The sequence below is a fragment of the Hyphomonadaceae bacterium BL14 genome (genome assembly GCA_027627705.1).
Taxonomy (GTDB): Bacteria; Pseudomonadota; Alphaproteobacteria; order Caulobacterales; family Maricaulaceae; genus Oceanicaulis.
Genome location: CP091242.1, coordinates 1,669,295 through 1,686,159, shown reverse-complemented (window position 1 = coordinate 1,686,159; position 16,865 = coordinate 1,669,295). Strand labels below are relative to the sequence as shown.

At 65.8% G+C, this 16,865-nt stretch carries 16 protein-coding genes; 8 read left to right on the top strand and 8 right to left on the bottom strand.

The genetic code is table 11. The features are described from left to right. Nucleotides 1–197 precede the first annotated feature (197 nt). Both L2D00_08120 and dksA read left to right on the top strand, forming a co-directional pair. Nucleotides 198–623: a flagellar assembly protein FliX gene (locus L2D00_08120; GenBank protein WBQ11814.1), complete on the top strand. Its 426-nt coding sequence runs from the start codon at nucleotides 198–200 to the stop codon at nucleotides 621–623. 142 nt (nucleotides 624–765) lie between these two features. Beyond that, entirely contained in the window at nucleotides 766–1,197 is a 432-nt protein-coding gene (gene dksA, locus L2D00_08115; GenBank protein WBQ11813.1) for an RNA polymerase-binding protein DksA, read from the top strand. A gap of 10 nt (nucleotides 1,198–1,207) precedes the next feature. Here dksA and L2D00_08110 read toward each other — a convergent pair whose 3' ends face one another. The 5 genes from L2D00_08110 to flgF are packed head-to-tail and all read right to left on the bottom strand — an operon-like array spanning nucleotide 1,208 to nucleotide 4,912. After that, the gene (locus tag L2D00_08110; GenBank protein ID WBQ11812.1) at nucleotides 1,208–1,594 is read right to left on the bottom strand and encodes a hypothetical protein; all 387 of its coding nucleotides are present in this window, start codon (nucleotides 1,592–1,594) and stop codon (nucleotides 1,208–1,210) included. Nucleotides 1,595–1,598: 4 nt separating this feature from the next. Continuing rightward, nucleotides 1,599–2,396: a flagellar basal body L-ring protein FlgH gene (locus L2D00_08105; protein WBQ11811.1), complete on the bottom strand. Its 798-nt coding sequence runs from the start codon at nucleotides 2,394–2,396 to the stop codon at nucleotides 1,599–1,601. A 12-nt stretch (nucleotides 2,397–2,408) separates the two neighbouring features. Beyond that, complete coding sequence (gene flgA / locus L2D00_08100; protein ID WBQ11810.1) at nucleotides 2,409–3,350, bottom strand: flagellar basal body P-ring formation chaperone FlgA; 942 nt, start codon at nucleotides 3,348–3,350, stop codon at nucleotides 2,409–2,411. 19 nt (nucleotides 3,351–3,369) lie between these two features. Then, nucleotides 3,370–4,155, bottom strand: a complete 786-nt coding sequence (gene flgG / locus L2D00_08095) for a flagellar basal-body rod protein FlgG (GenBank protein ID WBQ11809.1) — start codon at nucleotides 4,153–4,155, stop codon at nucleotides 3,370–3,372. Between the two features lie 25 nt (nucleotides 4,156–4,180). Continuing rightward, nucleotides 4,181–4,912, bottom strand: a complete 732-nt coding sequence (gene flgF, locus L2D00_08090; protein ID WBQ11808.1) for a flagellar basal-body rod protein FlgF — start codon at nucleotides 4,910–4,912, stop codon at nucleotides 4,181–4,183. A 266-nt stretch (nucleotides 4,913–5,178) separates the two neighbouring features. On the opposite strand from flgF, the gene L2D00_08085 reads away from it, so the two are divergent. The 5 genes from L2D00_08085 to L2D00_08065 are packed head-to-tail and all read left to right on the top strand — an operon-like array spanning nucleotide 5,179 to nucleotide 11,340. Further along, nucleotides 5,179–5,727, top strand: a complete 549-nt coding sequence (locus tag L2D00_08085; protein ID WBQ11807.1) for a flagellar basal body-associated FliL family protein — start codon at nucleotides 5,179–5,181, stop codon at nucleotides 5,725–5,727. Nucleotides 5,728–5,740: 13 nt separating this feature from the next. Beyond that, a complete protein-coding gene (fliM, locus tag L2D00_08080) occupies nucleotides 5,741–6,904 on the top strand; it encodes a flagellar motor switch protein FliM (GenBank protein WBQ11806.1) in 1,164 nt (387 codons plus the stop codon). Next, nucleotides 6,901–7,299 carry a DUF6468 domain-containing protein gene (locus tag L2D00_08075; GenBank protein WBQ11805.1) on the top strand — a complete coding sequence of 133 codons (399 nt, stop codon included), beginning with the start codon at nucleotides 6,901–6,903 and terminating at the stop codon, nucleotides 7,297–7,299. Before fliM ends, L2D00_08075 begins: the two co-directional genes overlap by 4 nt. A gap of 5 nt (nucleotides 7,300–7,304) precedes the next feature. Beyond that, nucleotides 7,305–7,994, top strand: a complete 690-nt coding sequence (locus tag L2D00_08070) for a hypothetical protein (GenBank protein WBQ11804.1) — start codon at nucleotides 7,305–7,307, stop codon at nucleotides 7,992–7,994. Continuing rightward, the gene (locus tag L2D00_08065; protein ID WBQ11803.1) at nucleotides 7,975–11,340 is read left to right on the top strand and encodes a hypothetical protein; all 3,366 of its coding nucleotides are present in this window, start codon (nucleotides 7,975–7,977) and stop codon (nucleotides 11,338–11,340) included. Before L2D00_08070 ends, L2D00_08065 begins: the two co-directional genes overlap by 20 nt. Before the next feature lie 24 nt (nucleotides 11,341–11,364). Here L2D00_08065 and L2D00_08060 read toward each other — a convergent pair whose 3' ends face one another. Beyond that, nucleotides 11,365–12,642 carry an NADH:flavin oxidoreductase/NADH oxidase family protein gene (locus L2D00_08060; GenBank protein WBQ11802.1) on the bottom strand — a complete coding sequence of 426 codons (1,278 nt, stop codon included), beginning with the start codon at nucleotides 12,640–12,642 and terminating at the stop codon, nucleotides 11,365–11,367. A 14-nt stretch (nucleotides 12,643–12,656) separates the two neighbouring features. On the opposite strand from L2D00_08060, the gene L2D00_08055 reads away from it, so the two are divergent. Then, entirely contained in the window at nucleotides 12,657–13,586 is a 930-nt protein-coding gene (locus tag L2D00_08055) for an alpha/beta hydrolase (protein WBQ11801.1), read from the top strand. On the opposite strand, the gene L2D00_08050 is transcribed toward L2D00_08055, so the two are convergent. After that, on the bottom strand, nucleotides 13,562–15,046 hold the full coding sequence (locus L2D00_08050) for an NAD(P)/FAD-dependent oxidoreductase (protein ID WBQ11800.1): 1,485 nt from the start codon (nucleotides 15,044–15,046) through the stop codon (nucleotides 13,562–13,564). The genes L2D00_08055 and L2D00_08050 overlap by 25 nt on opposite strands. Then, a complete protein-coding gene (locus L2D00_08045) occupies nucleotides 15,027–16,865 on the bottom strand; it encodes a long-chain fatty acid--CoA ligase (protein WBQ11799.1) in 1,839 nt (612 codons plus the stop codon). Before L2D00_08045 ends, L2D00_08050 begins: the two co-directional genes overlap by 20 nt.

Below are 16,865 nucleotides of genomic sequence, written 5' to 3'. Positions count from 1 at the left end.
GGACCTGCGAAAAGCGTGCCAAGGTTAATTCAAAAAAGAGTCAATTAAATCAGTGGTCTGAGATTTCAGATGCCGGCGTTATCTGCCGGTTGGCGTGGAAATGGGCAAAATCTGCCCGGCTTGAGGCGCGGGCTTAATCGAGCGTTAACCCAGGTTAAGCCAGCTTCTGCCTGACGATTTGCGTCCGGGGTCCCGCCATGAAAGTCAACGCGCCGCGCAGCACGCAGCCTGCCTCGCCGGTTCGCCGCAAGCCAGGTGCCGGGTCTGCACAAGGCTTTGCGCCTGAAAATGCGGCGGCGTCGTCCGGGTCGGGCGCAGCCTCCGGCGTGAGCGGGGCGGGCCCGGTCAACTCCATCGAAGCGCTAATGGCATTGCAGGGAGCAGATGATTTTCACGGTGCGCGCAAACGCGCCACCGAGCGCGCCTTCTCCATTCTGGACGTGCTCGATGATCTCAAGCTGGCGCTTCTGGACGGGTCTTTGCCCCGCGATACGCTGGTGCGCCTGATGGAAACGGTGAAGACCCAGCGCGACAATACCAGAGACCCGCGCCTGGAAGCCGTGCTCGACGAGGTCGAAATTCGCGCCGCGGTGGAGCTGGCCAAGCACGGCCGGCGCCGGTGATCACTGTTCAAGCGCCTCTCCTGCCTCTCGAATTTCACACTGGCGCCAAACTTGCGCGCTAGAAGCCATGGCCGATTGACTTGAAGGGCTTGCTGGATATGCTCCGGCGCGCTCAAGGCAGGGCATTTATGGAGTCGCGAATATGGCTGTGACCGAGTCCTCTATCGAACTGCCCAAGGGCTACGCACCCAGCGAAGCCGAGCCCTTTATGAATGCGCGCCAGAAGGAGTACTTCCGGCGCAAGCTGACGGCTTGGCGCGATGAGATCATCCGCGAGAGCCGGTCAACCTTGTCCGCGCTGCAGGAAGATATCGGTGCCCTGCCGGATCTGGCTGACCGCGCCTCGACCGAAACCGACCGTGCCCTTGAACTGCGTGCCCGCGACCGCCAACGCAAGCTGGTCTCCAAGATTGAGACCGCACTGCGCCGGATCGAGGATGACACGTACGGCTACTGCGAAGAGACCGGTGAGCCCATCTCGCTGGCCCGCCTCGACGCCCGGCCCGTGGCCACGCTGAGCCTTGAAGCCCAGGAACGCCACGAACGCTCCGAGCGCGTCCACCGCGACGATTAAGCCCGACCTCTCAGCCCAGCTGGGCGCGCATCCAGTTTTCGGCTTCATCCCAGTCGGCGAAGCACCGGGACTTGAACCCGGCCTTATGCAGCATTTTCGTCATTATCAGCGCATGCATCATGTTCGCCGCGCTGTAGACGTACCCGATCACGACATGCCTGGGCAGACGCTCGGCGAAAATCTCGGCGATCGATGCGAATTGGGGCACGGTGTGTTCCAGCGCGCAGTCGCTGTAATCCAGCAACAGCCCGTCACGCCTTTCCTCGGTCAGGCGCTGGCACAGGCGCGGCGCATTGGCCCGGCTTTCAGACACGGAGTTTCGGCCGCGCGTGCGGATGCACAGCACATTGGCGTCTTCAAGGGCAAAGCGGTCGATCTGCAGGGCGCTGTTTGGCATGCCTCTAGAATGGCCAGAGAAGGTTATAAACTTCCTGCCCAATGGGCGGCCGCTGCATTTCGGATATGTGGCCACGGCCGCCATAGGACACCCGGGCTTCCGCGATCTTGCGATGCTCGATCGTATTGTCCGGAGCGATGTCCTGCGGGCGCACGATGCCGGAGATCAGAAGCTCGCGCACCTCGTTGTTGATGCGTACTTCCTGACGGCCATGGATCACCAGATTGCCGTTCCACAACACGTCCACCACAATCGCCGCCGCCGTCATGGAGATGGTCTCAGAGCGGTTCACACTGCCCGAGCCTTCCGTTGAGGAATTGGAGCCGAAGCCGGTCAGATTGGCCGGATCGATGGCGTCGTTGAAGATGGCATCCAGCGCCGCTTCACCGCCCAGGAAATTGGTCAGGTTCGAGCGCTCCGAGGTCTGGCGGGCGCGCGAGGTCTGGTTCTGAACCTGGGCGCGATCGGAAATGTCGATCTTCACCGTCAGGATATCGCCCACATGGGCGGCGCGCGGGTCGCCGAAGAAGGTGGTCGTATTGGCGCTCCACAGCGAGTTGACGTTGCGCCGCAAATGCGCCCGCTCGGCCATCAGCTGCTGGATACGCGCCGCACGTGCCGCATCGATCTGCGCCGGCGTCATGCCCGCACTGCTCACCGCGCCGGTCAGGACCGCGGTATTGTCCATCGGTGACAGGGGCGGGGGCTGGCCAATATGTGCCAGCCTGTCGGTGGTCGCACAGGCAGTCAGAAGAGCGCCGGCGAGCGTGACGGCAGCAGTATTCATCAAGGTCCGGCGCATGGCGGCTGGCTCCTAGTTGGTGAAGGTGGGACCGGACGCGACCCGGGCCTGGCCCGGTGCCTCGGCGATCGCCTGGATCGTACGGTTGGACTGAAGGTTCAAAAAGCGCGCGGTCTGGCCCTCGGACACATTGTCCAGCGCGCGTGCGCGTGCGGTCATTGCGAGGCCGGCGGTCTGATAGACCAGCTGTACGATCTCGCCGCGGGTGATGATGACCGGTGCCTGCAGGTCCAGGGCGCGCAGGGGCGTGTCGGCGCGCAGTGTCCGGCGCGCCTCGAGGCCGATCATCGCCTCGGCGCTCATCAGGGTGTCGGGGCGGACCTGACCTGCGGCCAGCCGCTCCCATCGCACCATGTCGTCTGTGATCACATCCCCGCGCGCCACCGCACGGGTCAGCACCGGCACATCGCTGACGGCCTCGGCCCGTCCGCCGACACGCTCGGGCGCGGCACCCGGCCAGGGTGCGATCTCGGCGCGGAACAGGCCCGCGCGCGCATCATGCTCCAGGCTGACCAGCTCGGGACCCCCTGCACTATCGAGCGGGGCGTGAAGGGTCTGGGTGCGGTTGGACAGTTCTACCAGATGGGCCTGCCCGCTTTCCACGTACAGGGCTTCTTCGATCAGGCGGGACATCTCTGCCGCGCTGACCGTCCGCGCCGCCCGCTCCACGGTGACGCGCATCACGCCGCCGGCATTGGCCCAGTGCAGCCCGTGGCGCGCGGCCTCTGCGCGGACGAAGGCCGGATCCAGCGACACCCGCTGACCAGGCGAGGGCGCGCGCGCCAGCATGGCATCCGCAGCCTCGCCGGCCCCGTCGAACAGATCTCCCAGCGTGATCACACCGTCCAGCGTGGTCAGCCGGTCTTTCAGGATGACCGTGCGCGCCTCGTCGGCTGCGGCAGCGGGCGATGCGGCCAGGGCGAGCGCGGCGAGCAGGGCGAGCGTGCGGGTCATGACGTGCCTTTCCTATCCATCAGCGCAGGTTCGACGAGGCGGCGAGCATCTCGTCGGCGGCGCTGATGACGCGGGCGTTCATTTCATAGGCGCGCTGGGCCGCGATCAGCGAGGTGACCTCGGTGACCGCGTCAACGTTTGAGCTCTCGATAAAACCCTGCCGGATGAGGCCGAAGCCGGCATCGCCCGGCACGCCGGGCTGGGGCGCGCCCGAAGCCGCGCTTTCCAGCAGCAGATTGCCGCCAATCTGTTCGAGGCCCGCCTCATTGGCGAAAATCACCAGCTCCAGCTGGCCAACAATTTGGGGTTCGGCCTGGCCATCCAGCAGAATCTGCACCTGGCCTTGCTGGTTGATCACCATCTGGCGCGCCTCCTGGGGCACCACGATGCCGGGTTCCACCCGGTAGCCGTCAGAGGTGACCAGCTCGCCTTCCGGGCTGAGCGAGAAATTGCCCGCCCGCGTGTAGGCATCGGCACCATTGGGCAGCTGGATGCGGAAATACCCGTCGCCGGAGATCGCAACGTCGTAGGGGTTGGTCGTTTGCGACAGGCTGCCCTGTTCGGTAATGCGGTAGACCGAGCCGGCATTCACCCCGAGACCGACCTGCACCCCGGTGGGCACGATCGTGCCGGCATCGGACGAGGCTGCGCCTGGCTGGCGCAGGGTCTGGTAGAGCAAATCCTGAAACTCTGCCCGCTGGCGTTTGAAGGCCGTGGTGTTCATGTTCGCCAGGTTATGGGCGATCACTTCAACGGCCAGCTGCTGGGCTTCCATCCCGGTGGCGGCGGTGGACAGGGCGCGCATGATGCGGTCTCCAGCTTAAGTGAAATTACGGCCGGCCAAGGCGTTCGATCGCCTTGCGGCTCAGTTCATCGGCGTCACGAATCATGCGGGTCACCGACTGATAGGCGCGGCTGACTTCCATCATCCGGGTCATTTCAAGGATGGCGCGGACATTCGAGCTCTCGCTGAAGCCCTGGCGCAAAACCGGCCGCTCATCGAGGCGCGCGGCATCTTCGGGTGCCTGGTACCGGTTGTCGCCAGTCTTGGAGAGCTGGCCGGGCGCTTCGAACACGGCCAGCGCCAGACGGGCACCGGGATTGCCGTTCTGGATCAGCACGCCGTCCGTGCCGAATTGCACAGGGCCCGCGTTGGGATCGATCACCACAGGCGCGCCGCCTTCATCAAGCACACGGGCACCATCAGATGCTGTCAGCTCGCCCTGGGCATTCAGCGTGAAGCGGCCGTCGCGGGTGAAGCGCTCGCCAGCCGGTGTCTCAAGAACGAAAAAGCCTGGACCGTCGAGTGCCAGATCGAGCGGACGTCCGGTGGAGGTCAGCGCGCCTTGCGTGAAATCGCGCGCCATCGCCCATTCACCCACGAACTGAACCTGCGGGGGCCCGTCCTCATGACGTGCGCGGCGGGTCTCGCGCGATTCCAGCATCACGCGCTCGGCCTTGAAGCCGTCCGTATTGATGTTCGCGATATTATTGGCCGTGATGTCCATCTCGCGGCGCAGCGTGAGCTGGCGCGACAGGCCGATGAGCATCGTATTGTCCATGGGGCGCCTCTCCTTCTGGCGTTGAGCCCCAGCCGCGGGTTCTTGGCGGCCGTTCCAGATTGCGGGCGCAAGCCTCGTGCCATGGTTAATGCATTGATTTTATTGATGCGGGCTTTCGGCCATCCCGATCAGATGGCGCAGGATTGCCGCTCTTGTGTGCACAAGGCGGCAATAACTGCCGGGTGATAGCGCTTTCCCAACGAATCGTTAACCGCAGCGGCGGTTAATGCCGATGGATCGCAAATGCGTCGCGGCGGGAGCTGGCTATGGCCGAGGATGTGGAAAACGAGGGCGAAGCGGACGGCGCTGAAGCCGAAGCTGCAAAGTCCAAGCCGGACATAAAGAAGCTGGCCCTGTTTATCGGCTTGCCGGCGGTCATCCTGATCCTTGCCGGCGTCGCCGGTGCCCTGCTGTTGCTGGGCGGTGGAGATGACGAGGTTGATGTGGCCGCCGCCGAAGCGGCCGCGGCCGCAGAGCTTGAACCGCAGTCTTATTTTGACCGGATCCAGACCGCCTCGCCCCTTGACGACCCTCTCACCGCGACCTTGGCCGGTGCAGGACGGCGCACCACAATCATCGTGTCGTTCCAAGTGGCGTTTGAAGATGCCCGTGTCGCCGAGCAGCTGGCGGATCCAACCCGCCGTGAGCTCCTGAAAGACAGTTACATGGAGTTCTTGCGCACCCTGCGCCCAGAAGACCTGGACGGCTCCATGGGCCATTTCCGCTTCAAGGCTGAGCTGGTGCGGCGCACGAACCTGATCATCGCCCCGCTCGAGGTGGACGATGTCCTGTTCGACGAATTCATGATGCAATAGCGGGGACCGGGCTGTGAGCGACGTCGATCAGGATGCCATGGCCGCCGAATGGGAGGCGGCCGCCGAAAGCGATCAGCCGGATTTCTCGTCGATCGGCGAAGAGTCTGAGGGTGGCGAGGCGCTGGCGTCTGAATGGGAGGCGATGGTCGGGGATTCTACCCATCCCTCCTTGCCGACCCAAAGTGGCCAGATCCAGGAGCGCATCCTCAATCAGGACGAGATCGACTCACTGCTCGGTTTCTCGGTCTCCGATGACGAGAGCAATGAGCGCTCGGGCATTCGCGCCATCATCAACTCGGCGCTGGTGTCCTATGAGCGCCTGCCCATGCTGGAGATCGTCTTCGACCGCCTGGTGCGGCTGATGACAACCTCGCTTCGCAATTTCACGTCCGACAATGTCGAGGTCAGCCTCGACAACATCTCCTCCATCCGGTTCGGTGACTACCTCAACTCCATCCCGCTGCCCGCGATTCTGGCCGTGTTCCGGGCGCGCCAGCTGGACAATTTCGGTCTACTGACGGTGGACTCCAACCTGATTTATTCGATCGTCGACGTGTTGCTGGGCGGCCGGCGCGGCACCTCGGCCATGCGTGTGGAGGGTCGGCCTTACACCACGATCGAGCGGACGCTCGTCCAGCGCATGATTGAAGTGGTGCTGAATGATGCGCGTGCCGCTTTTGCACCGCTGACGGAAGTTGATTTCGATCTCGACCGGGTCGAGACCAATCCGCGCTTCGCCGCCATTGCCCGCCCTGCCAACGCAGCCATTCTGGTCAAGCTGCGCATCGACATGGAAGATCGTGGCGGCCGCATCGAAATGCTGCTGCCTTACGCTACGCTGGAGCCGATCCGCAAAATGCTGCTCCAGCAGTTCATGGGCGAGAAGTTCGGACGCGATAATATCTGGGAAAGCCACCTCGCGACCGAGCTGTGGTCCACCAAGGTGGAAGTCGCTGCCGTGTTGGACGAAATGCGAAAGCCCTTGGGCGAGGTCATGAAGCTGAAGGTTGGCGACACGCTCCTGCTCGATACAGGCCCGGACGGCGCGATTGAACTTCGGTGTGGCCCGATTCAGCTGACCCACGGGCGCATGGGCCGGATCGGTCACAATATTGGTGTGCGCCTCGACGCCCCGCTGTCGAACGCCGCCCGCAAATCGGTAATGAGGTTCACATGACGCTCGCGGCTCTCGCATTCGAAGGACTGGTCTGTTTGCTGCTGGCGGCTGCTGCTGTCATGTGCTGGCGTGTGGATCGCCGCCTGCGCACGCTGCGCGAAGGGCAGGACGGTCTCAAGGAGACCATCGCCAGCCTCAATGACGCCGTGGACCGGGCCCGCGCAAGCCTGGCCGCGCTTGACCGGGCCGCGCGCGAGCAGGGTGCCAGCCTGAAGGGTGATGTCGAGCAGGCCCGCCGTCTTTGCGATGAGCTGCGCTTTCTGGGTGCCGGTGCCGATGAGCAGGCCTCGCGCCTGGCCGGGCGCCCGCAGCGTACGTCCGCACCGCGCGCGGCCGCAGCCCCGCAGGCTGATGAGGCACGCCGGCGCCTCGAAACACTCAAGGCGATGAGGTAAGATTGATGCGCGCCGCCCGTCCTCTCCTCCTCTTGTCGGTCATTCTGGCCGGGCTGCTCGCCCTGAAGGGCCTGTCGCTCGCTGATGGCGCGCTTGTCTGGCTGGGCGAGGCGTCCGCCTATGCGGTCGAAGATCCGCCACCGGCCGAAGCCGAACCGGCTGAACCGGCTCAACCGGCAGACGCCGCGCCGCTGCCTGTACGGGAGGAGTCCGCACCGGTCGCATTGCCGTCCCAGGCCGAGCTGGATCTGCAAAGCCGGGTCGCCCAACGGATGCGCGCCCTCGACCGGCGAGCCGCCGAACTCGACACGCGCGAGCAATTGATCACTGTTGCTGCAGCCCGCCTTGATGAGCGCGAGGGTCAGCTTCTGGCCTTGCGCGACGAGATTCAGGCGCTGGTGGAGACGCTGAATGCGTCGCGCGACAACCAGCTTGGGGCCATCGTGCAGGTGTATGCGACGATGGAGCCGGAGGCCGCTGCGCCGGTGCTGGAGACCTTGATGATCACGGATCGTGACACGCTGATCCAGATCGCGGCGGCCCTGCAGGAAATGAATCCGCGCCGTTACTCCCAGATCATGGAGGCCGCCAACCCGCGCTTCGTTGCCGATCTGACGACGCTGCTGGCGGCGCGCGCCCAGCCGCCTCTGACCCGTGCAGAGATGGAGGCGCGGCGTGTCGCGGCGGTGGACTGACCTGCGCGCCCTGATCGGCGCAGCCCTGGCGGTGCTGGTGGCAGGTGCGGCCGGGGCGCAGGTTCCGGCCAGTGTGTCGGTGGAGCGCACCGGCGTGACCGCACGCCTGTTAATCACTTTGCCTGAAGCCTCCGGCGGCGCGCTGTCAGCTGAAGCCGATGTGGCGGCGGGCGCTGTGCTGGTCGCGCGCCTGTCTGAAGCGGTCAGTCTGGATGCCAGCGCGGTGCGCGACTCGCTTCCGGATATCGTCGCCATGGCCCGTCTGGACGCTGACGGGCGCACGTTGCGTCTGGCGCTCAACCGCGCCATCGAGCCCCGTGTGTCTGTTTCCCACAACGTGATCGCGCTTGATCTGGCGGCACCGGGAAGCCCGGCGCTCGCGCCAGTGGTCAGCGATTTCGTTCGCCGCCAGCGTGAGGCGCAAACCGCGCGCGACGCCGCAGCAGCACAAGCTGCAGAGGCCGCTGCAGCCCCGTTGCCGCCTCTGGCCGCCAGTGTGCGCGTTGGTGAGGCCAGCGACTGGACGCGCATGATTTTCACCTGGCCTGAGCCAGTGGCGTGGACGCTGGAGCAGAGCGCCGAGGAAATGCGCCTGCGGTTTGCGCGCGAGGCCGAAATTGATCTGGCCGACCTATTGGGCGCGCCGCCCCGCTTCATCCAGTCTGTCCGCCGTGAGCGCGATGGCGGGCAAAACTTCATTCTGGTGTTCCGCCTGGAAGATGGGGCGAGCCTGCGGGCCCGGTCAGATGCGCCGGGGGAGCTGACCGTCGATGCCGCGCGCACGCAGTCAGCGGCGAATGCGGCGCTGGCCGCTTTGCAGGCGTTTGCTGATGAGAACGGCATTGCGCCCGAGGCACCGGCGGCCAGATCGGTGCCTGAACCATCTCAAATCCAGCCTGAGCAACAGCCAGGTCCGGAGCCACGCCCTACGCAAACTCCGGAGCTTTTTGAAACCGATGCCCCGGACCTGAGCCCGCCTGCCATTGAGGTGCGGACCGACCCGGTTCCGCAGGACGGCATTGTGCGGGTGCGCGTGCAGCCCGGGGCAGGCGGCGCGGTAAGCCTGCATTTCCCCTGGGCCGCGCTGCCCGGCGCAGCCGTGTTCCGCCGTGCGGGCGCGGTCTGGATTGTGTTTGATGCAGGGGCCGAACTGGATCTGAGCGCGCTGGACCTGGCCCCATCGACGCGGGTGCGCAATGCCCGGCCGGTCTATGGCCCGGGCCACACCGCGCTACGCTTCGAGACCACTGCGGCGACGCTGGCTGAAGCGCGCGCGGCGGGCGCGAGTTGGACCATTACGCTGGCCGATTCCTTGTCTGAGGCACCGCGCCCGGTGCGGCTGGCGCGCGATACCGGGGCCGGGCGGCCCGCCGTGCTGCGCATGGCGGTGACCGGGGCCCGCTCCGTGGTTGAACTGGACGACCCGGTGGTTGGCGACCGGCTGTTCGTACTGGCCGCAGACGGGCGCATGACCGGCGTGCCTGACGAGCGCCGCTTTGCGGATGCGGTGATCCTCGCTTCCACGCATGGTGCTGCAGTCCAGCCCTTGTCCGACGGCCTGTCCTTCATCATGCGCCCGGGCGGGGCGGAGCTTGTCCGTCCGGGCGGTCTCACGTTGTCGCGCGCGTCGGACCCTGCCCTGACGGCGGGCGCTGATGCGCCGGTATCGCCCGGCTTCCTCGATTTCGAGCGCTGGCGCGGCGATCAGCCCTTCCTGGAGGGGCGGCACCATCATGAACGTCAGGCGCGCGCGCTGGACCCTGAAAGTGTGCTGGCGCTGGCCCGCTTTTTACTGGCCTGGGAGATGGCGAACGAATCGGCCGGCGTTGTCCGCTTCGCCGTGCAATTGCGTCCCGAATACGAGACCGCGCCCGAGATTGCGGCCATGCACGGCGCGGCCGCCTACATGGCCGGACGCCTGGGCGAAGCTGAGCAGTATTTCGCCCACCCTGCGCTCGTCAATGATACAGCGGCGCGGCCGTGGCAGGGTCTGCTGGCGGCTGCGCGGGGCGACTGGCCGCGCGCCCGCCGCCTGTTTGAAGAAGGGCGTGATGCACTGTTCTTCATGGACCCGGTCTGGCGCGCACGCATGTCGGCTGCAGCCGCCATTGCGTCGCTGAACAGTCAGGATCTGGGCGGTGCCAGTGCCTGGATTGATCGCGCTCTGGCCGAACCGGCCGACCTGCGCGCCCGCGCCGAGACAGCGTTCGCGCTGGCCGGGCTGGCAGCGGCGCAAGGTGATATTGATCTGGCCGTTGCACGCTATGCGGCGCTGGACAGTGATCCCTGGACGCCCATCCAGGCGCGCGCCCTGCTCGAGAAGACGCGCCTTGAGATGACCCATGAGCGCATCAGCGCCGATGTGGCGGCTATCCAGCTGGAAGGCTTGCTTTATCGCTGGCGCGGCGACGAGGTGGAGCAGGCCGTCGCAGGCATGCTGGGTACGGCCTATGCCGAGGCCGGGCGCTACGAAGAAGCCTTCGCGATCATGGCTTCCGCCCAGGCGCGCTTTCCCGGTAGCCGTGTGGCGCGCCAGCTGGGTGTCGACATGCAGGAGGAATTCCGCAGACTGTTCGAGGGCGAGCGGTTTGACCGCATGGACCCGATGCAGGCGCTGGCGCTGTGGTACGGCAATCATGAACTGACGCCTCAAGGTCCCTCCGGTCACCGCATCGTGCGGCGCATCGCGCGCCGTCTTGTGGAAATTGGCCTGTTTGACCGCGCCGCCCAGCTGCTCGAACATCAGCTCAGCCCTGATGTAACCATGACTAGCCTGGCGCGCGCCCAGATCGCCGAGGAGCTGGCGCAGGTCCATCTTATGGACGGTAATGCTGAATCTGCCTTGAACGCCATCGAGCGCACGCGCATGGCCGGCTTGCCGCAGGAGCTCGTCGCGTCGCGGCGCATCCTGCAGGCCCGCGCTCTGGCCGGGCTCAATCGTGCCGATCAGGCCCTGGTGCTGATCAGCGGCGACCGCTCGAGCGAGGCAGATCGCCTGCGCGCCGATATCGCCTGGGATGCCCGCCGCTGGGATGAGGCGGGCCGCCGTCTGGAGGCGGTGCTGGGTGAGCGCTGGCGCGATGACACCCCGCTTGATGATGCCGAATCCCATGATGTGTTGCGCGCCGCGCTGGCCTATGCGCTGGCCGAGGATCGGGCGGGGCTGGAGCGGGTCGAGGCGCGTTATGGCGCGGCGATGGCGGAAAGCCGCCACCGCGAAGCGTTCGCGCTGGTGTCCGACAGCACGGGCCGGTCCGCCGATCCGCGCCTGTCTGCGCTGGCCGGCACGCTGTCCGATGTAGGCGGCGCGCGCGCCTGGCGCGGCGGGTTCGGCGCGGGGCGCTAGGTCCGGAACACTCGCCGGAGGGCGTTACATGCGCTTGGCGTCTTCGCGTTCGGTGATCTGGTGGGCGATCAGCGCCGCCATCAGGCTCATCGAGCGCTTTGGGGTCTTGCCGTTCCCGAGCCGTATTATGTTGCGGTAAAAGAATGCCATCAAGGCCAGCCCCTCCACCACCCGGCGTACCTCGTCAGGAAAGGCAGCGGTGAAAACCGGATGGATCCTCAGCTGGGTCTCCCAGGCGGGCAGCCAGTCCCAGTCACCGCGCAGGAGCCTGGCCGGGGCGTCCGGGTCGACGCACAAGGGCCTGCCCAGACCGATCACCGCCACGCCATCTTCCAGCGCTTCAGTCATGGCTTTGGCGGTCCTGAAGCCGCCTGTAACCATCACTGGCGTCTTCGCTGCCGCGATGACCTCGCGGGCATAGGTCATGAAATAGGCTTCGCGCGCCCGTGTGCTCTCACGTGCGCCGGGATCGAACAGCGGCTCCAGACCTTGCAGCCCCATCATGCGGGGTTGTTCGTAATTGCCGCCGGAAATCTCGATCAGGTCGACGCCTTCCTGATCCAGCAGGGCCACCACCGCCAGGCAGTCTTCAAAGCTGAATCCGCCCTTCTGAAAATCAGACGAGTTCAACTTCACGCTCACCACCCTGTCCGTACCAACAGCCTGCCGCACTGCGCGCACAGTCTCGATCAGCAGGCGCGCGCGGTTTTCCAGCGCCCCGCCCCAGCGGTCCTCACGCTGATTGACGCGCGGATTGAGGAACTCGCTGATCAGATAGCCGTGGGCGGCATGCAGCTGCACACCGTCGAAGCCGGCATCGGTCAGGCAGCGCGCCGTGTGAGCGAAGCGCGCGATAATGTCGGTGAGTTCAGCTTCAGTCAGCGCGCGCGGCGCGGCAAACACGCCGCCAGGCAACTTCACCGCGACGGCGGATGGCCCCACCGGTTCGGGGGCGATGATTTTCGGGCTTTGACGCCCGGCATGGGATATCTGCGCTATCGTGACGCCGCCGCCGGATGCCGCGGCTTCGGCGAAGGCCGCGAGGCCCGCCCTGGCCTCAGCGCTTTGTTCACCGTCCACCACGATATTGGCTGGACGCTCGCGATAGCGTCGGTCAACCATAATATTGCCGGTGATCTGCAGGCCGGCCCCGCCCTCCGCCCAAGCGCGGTAGGCACGCATAATCCGTGGCCCTGCCCGGCCGCCTGCCTCGGCCAGGCCCTCGGTCATCGCGGCTTTGGCAAGGCGGTTCGCGATTGTCACGCCGCATGGCAGGGTGAAAGATGAAGCCATCAGGGTCATGACAGGAGACTTTCATGCTGGAACGGATCGGCAGGCAGGGCGGGCTGGGATTGCGCCGCTATCTCGGCCGGCGCATGGCGCGCAAGGTAGGGCGCAGCGCGTTGTCGCGCGACTCGTCTGTCGAGGTCCAACGCGCGCGGATGGATCATGCCGGTGATCGCCTGCCCGCGCCCAAAGGCATTGTGATCGATCGCATCACTTATGCCGGCCTGCCGGCGCTGGCTTTCACCCCGCGCCAGCCGGAGCCGGGCCTGATCCTGTTCTTTCATGGCGGCGGGTATTCGCGCGGGTCGGCCCAGAGCCACAAACCGCTGGTGGCCCGCCTGTCGGCCCTGTTCAACAGGCGCGCCGTGTCGGTGGATTACCGCATGGCACCTGAACATGCCTGCCCGGCGGCGGTGGAGGATGGGGCTGCGGCGCTGGCGCTCGCCTGCGCCGAGGAGGACGGCCCGCTCCTGCTGGCCGGGGACAGTGCGGGCGGCGGGCTGGCGCTGGCCAGCCTCATCCGCCAGCGCGATGCGGGCGGCGGCTTGCCGGACGCGCTGTACCTGATCTCGCCCTGGACCGATCTGTCGCTCTCGGGCGACAGCGTGAAGACGCGCGCGGACGCCGATCCCATGCTGACGCCGGGCAATCTCAAAGCCGGGGCGGAGCTGTATTTGCGCCAGCTCGACCCGCGCGACCCGGATGCCTCGCCGCTGTATTCCGATCTTTCCGATCTGCCGCCCGTCTTCATCCAGGTCGGCGAGGACGAGATTCTGCTCGACGACTCGGTGCGCCTGCACGCAGCCCTGGAGGCTGCTGGCGTGGTGACCCGGTGCGAGGTCTGGGCCGGGATGTGGCATGATTTTCAGCTGTTCGCGCCGTTGATCAGCGAAGCCGACGCCTCGCTGGAGCGGGCCAGAGACTGGCTCAAGCCTCATCTGGAGGCTGACCAAGCCTGATCATCGCCGCCCGCCAGTGCCAATGCAAAGGAGGTGGCGAGCCCTGACCAGTTATTGGTGATCACCCCGTCGCGCGTCTTGTACCAGCTGGGACAATCCTCTGCCCAGACCGTGCGGGCGAGACGTGCCTGCATGACCTGATTGAAATGCGCCTCGGCCTGCGCGGTGACTTCCAGAATGCGCCAGTCTTCTGTGATCAGGCGGCGCACCTGGCGGGCGGTATATTCGCTCTGGCGCTCCAGCATGAAGATGATCGAGTTGTGGCCCAGATTGGTGTTCGGCCCGTAGAGGATGAACAAATTGGGAAAGCCGTGGACGGCCACGCCGCGATAGGCGCGCGGGCTGTCGCCCCACGCGGCGCGCAGATCCAGCCCGTCCCGGCCGGTGACCGAGATGGTGGGCAGAAATTCCGTCGCCTTGAAGCCTGTGGCAAAGACCAGCGTGTCGGCGGCGATGCGATTGCCCTGGCCATTGATGATCTCGCGCGGGCCGATGCTCGCTACGCCGCTATCGTCCAGCGTGACATTGGGCCGCTGCAGGGTGGGATAGAACTCGCTGGTCAGCAGGATGCGCTTGCAGCCCGGCGCAAAATCCGGTGTCAGCCTGGCGCGCAAGGCCGGATCGCGGACCTCGCGCTTCAGCCGCGCCAGCATGCGCCAGCGGGTAAACGCATTTGCCAGCGTGCCCGACAGAAAGGCGGCAAAGCGGGTTTCGTGGATCAGGAAGCTGGCGGTGCGGTAAAGCCAATGCCAGCCGTGCACGTGGCGGAAGGCGGCCTTCTCCAGCGCGGTGAACGGGCGATCAGGCTTGTCGATGATCCAGTTGGGTGTGCGCTGAAACACGGTCAGGTGCGCCGCACGCTCCGCCATCTCGGGCAGGAGCTGCACGGCGCTTGCCGCGGCGCCGATGACGGCGACGTTCTGCCCGGTCACGTCGAGGTCCTCGGGCCACTCAGCCGAGTGCACGACTTGACCTTCGAACGTCTCGAGGCCGGGAATGGCCGGGATCACCGGCTCGGATAGTTGGCCCACGGCGCTGATCACGGCGCGCGCGCAGAGCGTGCGTCCGTCGGACAGCCTGACGCGCCAGCGGCCCTGGTCTTGAACAAACAAGAGCCCCGTCACTGTGCAACCGAACCGCATGCGCGAGCGCAGATCGAAGGCATCGGCGGCTCTGTCCAGATAGGCGAGGATTTCGGCCTGGGGCGAGAATTTCCGGCTCCAGTCCGGGTTGGGAAAGAAGCTGAAGGAATACAGATGGCTCGGCACGTCGCACGCCGCGCCGGGATAGCGGTTGGCGCGCCAGACTCCGCCCGGTCCGCTGGCGCGCTCCAGGATGACAAAATCGCTCACGCCGGCCCGGTCCAGCTGCCGGCCCATGGCAATCCCGGCAAAGCCGGCACCAATGATGACGGCGTCGCAGCGGTCAGGCAGCGGGGCGTCAGATATCGGCGCCGGCATGGCCTTCAGCGTACATCGCCTCGATCAGCGCGCTGTTGCGCGCCGTCACCACATTGCGCCGCACCTTCATCGTGGGCGTCAGCTCTCCGGTTTCCACGGTGAGGGCGGCGGGCAGGACGCGGAATTTGCGCACATTCTCCACCCGGGCGTAGCGCTTGTTGACGCCATCCACTGCCGTCTGGAGCGCGCCGGTCAGGGCGTCGCTCGAGCGCGCCTCTCCCGAATCCATGCCTTTGGCCTTGGCGAACTTGGCGAGCCCGTCTTCGCTCAGCGTCACGAGCGCGGTCAGATAGGGGCGTGCATCGCCAACCACCACTGCATGCTCGATCAGCGGATCATTCATCAGATCGGTCTCGATATTGGCCGGCGTGATGTTCTTGCCGCCCGAGGTGATAATGATGTCCTTGATCCGGCCCGTGATGAAGACGAAGCCATCCTCGTCCATCCGCACGACATCGCCAGTGCGCATCCAGCCATCACGGGTGAACGTGTTCTCGGTGGCTTCGTTATTCTTCATATAGCCGGCAAAAACATTGGGCCCTTTGACCTGCAGCTCGCCCTCTTCGGAGATGCGCGCCTCCATATGGTCGATCATGCGCCCCACGGATCCCAGACGCGCGGCACCAGGCTGATTGAAGGCCGTGGGCGCGCTGGTCTCCGACTGGCCGTAGCCTTCATAGATCACCAGATCGAGACCGGTGAAAAACACCAGGACGTCCCTGGAGATCGGCGCCGCGCCGGAGATCAGCATGCGCGCCCGGTCCAGACCCAGCGCCGCCTTGATCTTGTTCAGCACCAGCTTGCGCGCCAGACCCATCTGCAGGCTCAGGATGGGCCCCGGATTGCGGCCGGCAATGTCTGCCTCGTGATAGCGTTTGGCCACGCCCATGGCCCAGGCGGCGATCTTGGCCTTGGGGCCTGTCGCCTCGGCGAGACGCCCGCGCAGGGCCTCGTTGAACTTCTCCCAGACCCGCGGCACGCCAAAGAACACCGTCGGGCGGGCAACCTTCAAATCCTCCGCCAGGGTTTCCATGGAGCGTGCAAAATACAGATTGGAGCCTGACGCCACGTGATTATGCACGCTCGCCTGCTGCTCGGCGATGTGGGCGATAGGCAGGTAGGACAAGCCGGTATCGCCTTCGCGATGCTGGAACATTTCCGACAGCATGCCCGCACTCCACGAGATGTTGCCGTGGGTGAGCATCACCGCCTTGGGCGGGCCGGTGGTGCCGGATGTATAGATCAGTGCGCCGATGGTCGCCTCGTTGATGGCCATGAGCCGGGCGCTGACTTCGTCGTCATACTGCGCCTCGCCCTTGGCCATGAAGGCCTCCCAGCTCAGCGCGCCCTCGGGCGCGGGCTCAGGCCCCTGCATCATGATGATGTGGGTGAGGTTCGGGCATTCGGCTTTCAGCGCCAGGGCGTTGCGCGCCTGCTCGGCGGTTTCGACCAGATAGACCGGGCTTTCCGAGTGCTGGAGGATATACGCGATTTCCGGTTCGGAGCTGGTCCAGTAGACGCCCGCCGGGCGCCCGCCTGCCATCATCGCGGCGATGGCGGCAATGGTCCATTCAGGCCGGTTGAAGCCGAGGATGGCGCACGCATCGTCGGCCTTGAAGCCCAGGGCGATCAGGGCACGCGCCGCCTGGCGGGTCTGGTCAGCATACTCGCCCCAGCTGGTCGAGACCCAGTTCGCGCCGTCATAGGCGGTGTAGGCCGGCTCTGCGCCCCGGCGCTGTCCTTGATCCAGCATCCGCGCTGGTGTTGAGGGAAACAGCCCGTCCAGAATCCGCGGCAAGTCCTTCGCTGTCGCCTGCAT

Bases quoted from the DNA above. Each gene is read 5' to 3' on its own strand.
- L2D00_08120 (WBQ11814.1), top strand. From the start codon at position 198: ATGAAAGTCAACGCGCCGCGCAGCACGCAGCCTGCCTCGCCGGTTCGC.
- dksA (WBQ11813.1), top strand. From the start codon at position 766: ATGGCTGTGACCGAGTCCTCTATCGAACTGCCCAAGGGCTACGCACCC.
- L2D00_08110 (WBQ11812.1), bottom strand. From the start codon at position 1,594: ATGCCAAACAGCGCCCTGCAGATCGACCGCTTTGCCCTTGAAGACGCC.
- L2D00_08105 (WBQ11811.1), bottom strand. From the start codon at position 2,396: ATGCGCCGGACCTTGATGAATACTGCTGCCGTCACGCTCGCCGGCGCT.
- flgA (WBQ11810.1), bottom strand. From the start codon at position 3,350: ATGACCCGCACGCTCGCCCTGCTCGCCGCGCTCGCCCTGGCCGCATCG.
- flgG (WBQ11809.1), bottom strand. From the start codon at position 4,155: ATGCGCGCCCTGTCCACCGCCGCCACCGGGATGGAAGCCCAGCAGCTG.
- flgF (WBQ11808.1), bottom strand. From the start codon at position 4,912: ATGGACAATACGATGCTCATCGGCCTGTCGCGCCAGCTCACGCTGCGC.
- L2D00_08085 (WBQ11807.1), top strand. From the start codon at position 5,179: ATGGCCGAGGATGTGGAAAACGAGGGCGAAGCGGACGGCGCTGAAGCC.
- L2D00_08075 (WBQ11805.1), top strand. From the start codon at position 6,901: ATGACGCTCGCGGCTCTCGCATTCGAAGGACTGGTCTGTTTGCTGCTG.
- L2D00_08070 (WBQ11804.1), top strand. From the start codon at position 7,305: ATGCGCGCCGCCCGTCCTCTCCTCCTCTTGTCGGTCATTCTGGCCGGG.
- L2D00_08060 (WBQ11802.1), bottom strand. From the start codon at position 12,642: ATGACCCTGATGGCTTCATCTTTCACCCTGCCATGCGGCGTGACAATC.
- L2D00_08055 (WBQ11801.1), top strand. From the start codon at position 12,657: ATGCTGGAACGGATCGGCAGGCAGGGCGGGCTGGGATTGCGCCGCTAT.
- L2D00_08050 (WBQ11800.1), bottom strand. From the start codon at position 15,046: ATGCCGGCGCCGATATCTGACGCCCCGCTGCCTGACCGCTGCGACGCC.
- L2D00_08045 (WBQ11799.1), bottom strand. From the start codon at position 16,865: ATGCAGGCGACAGCGAAGGACTTGCCGCGGATTCTGGACGGGCTGTTT.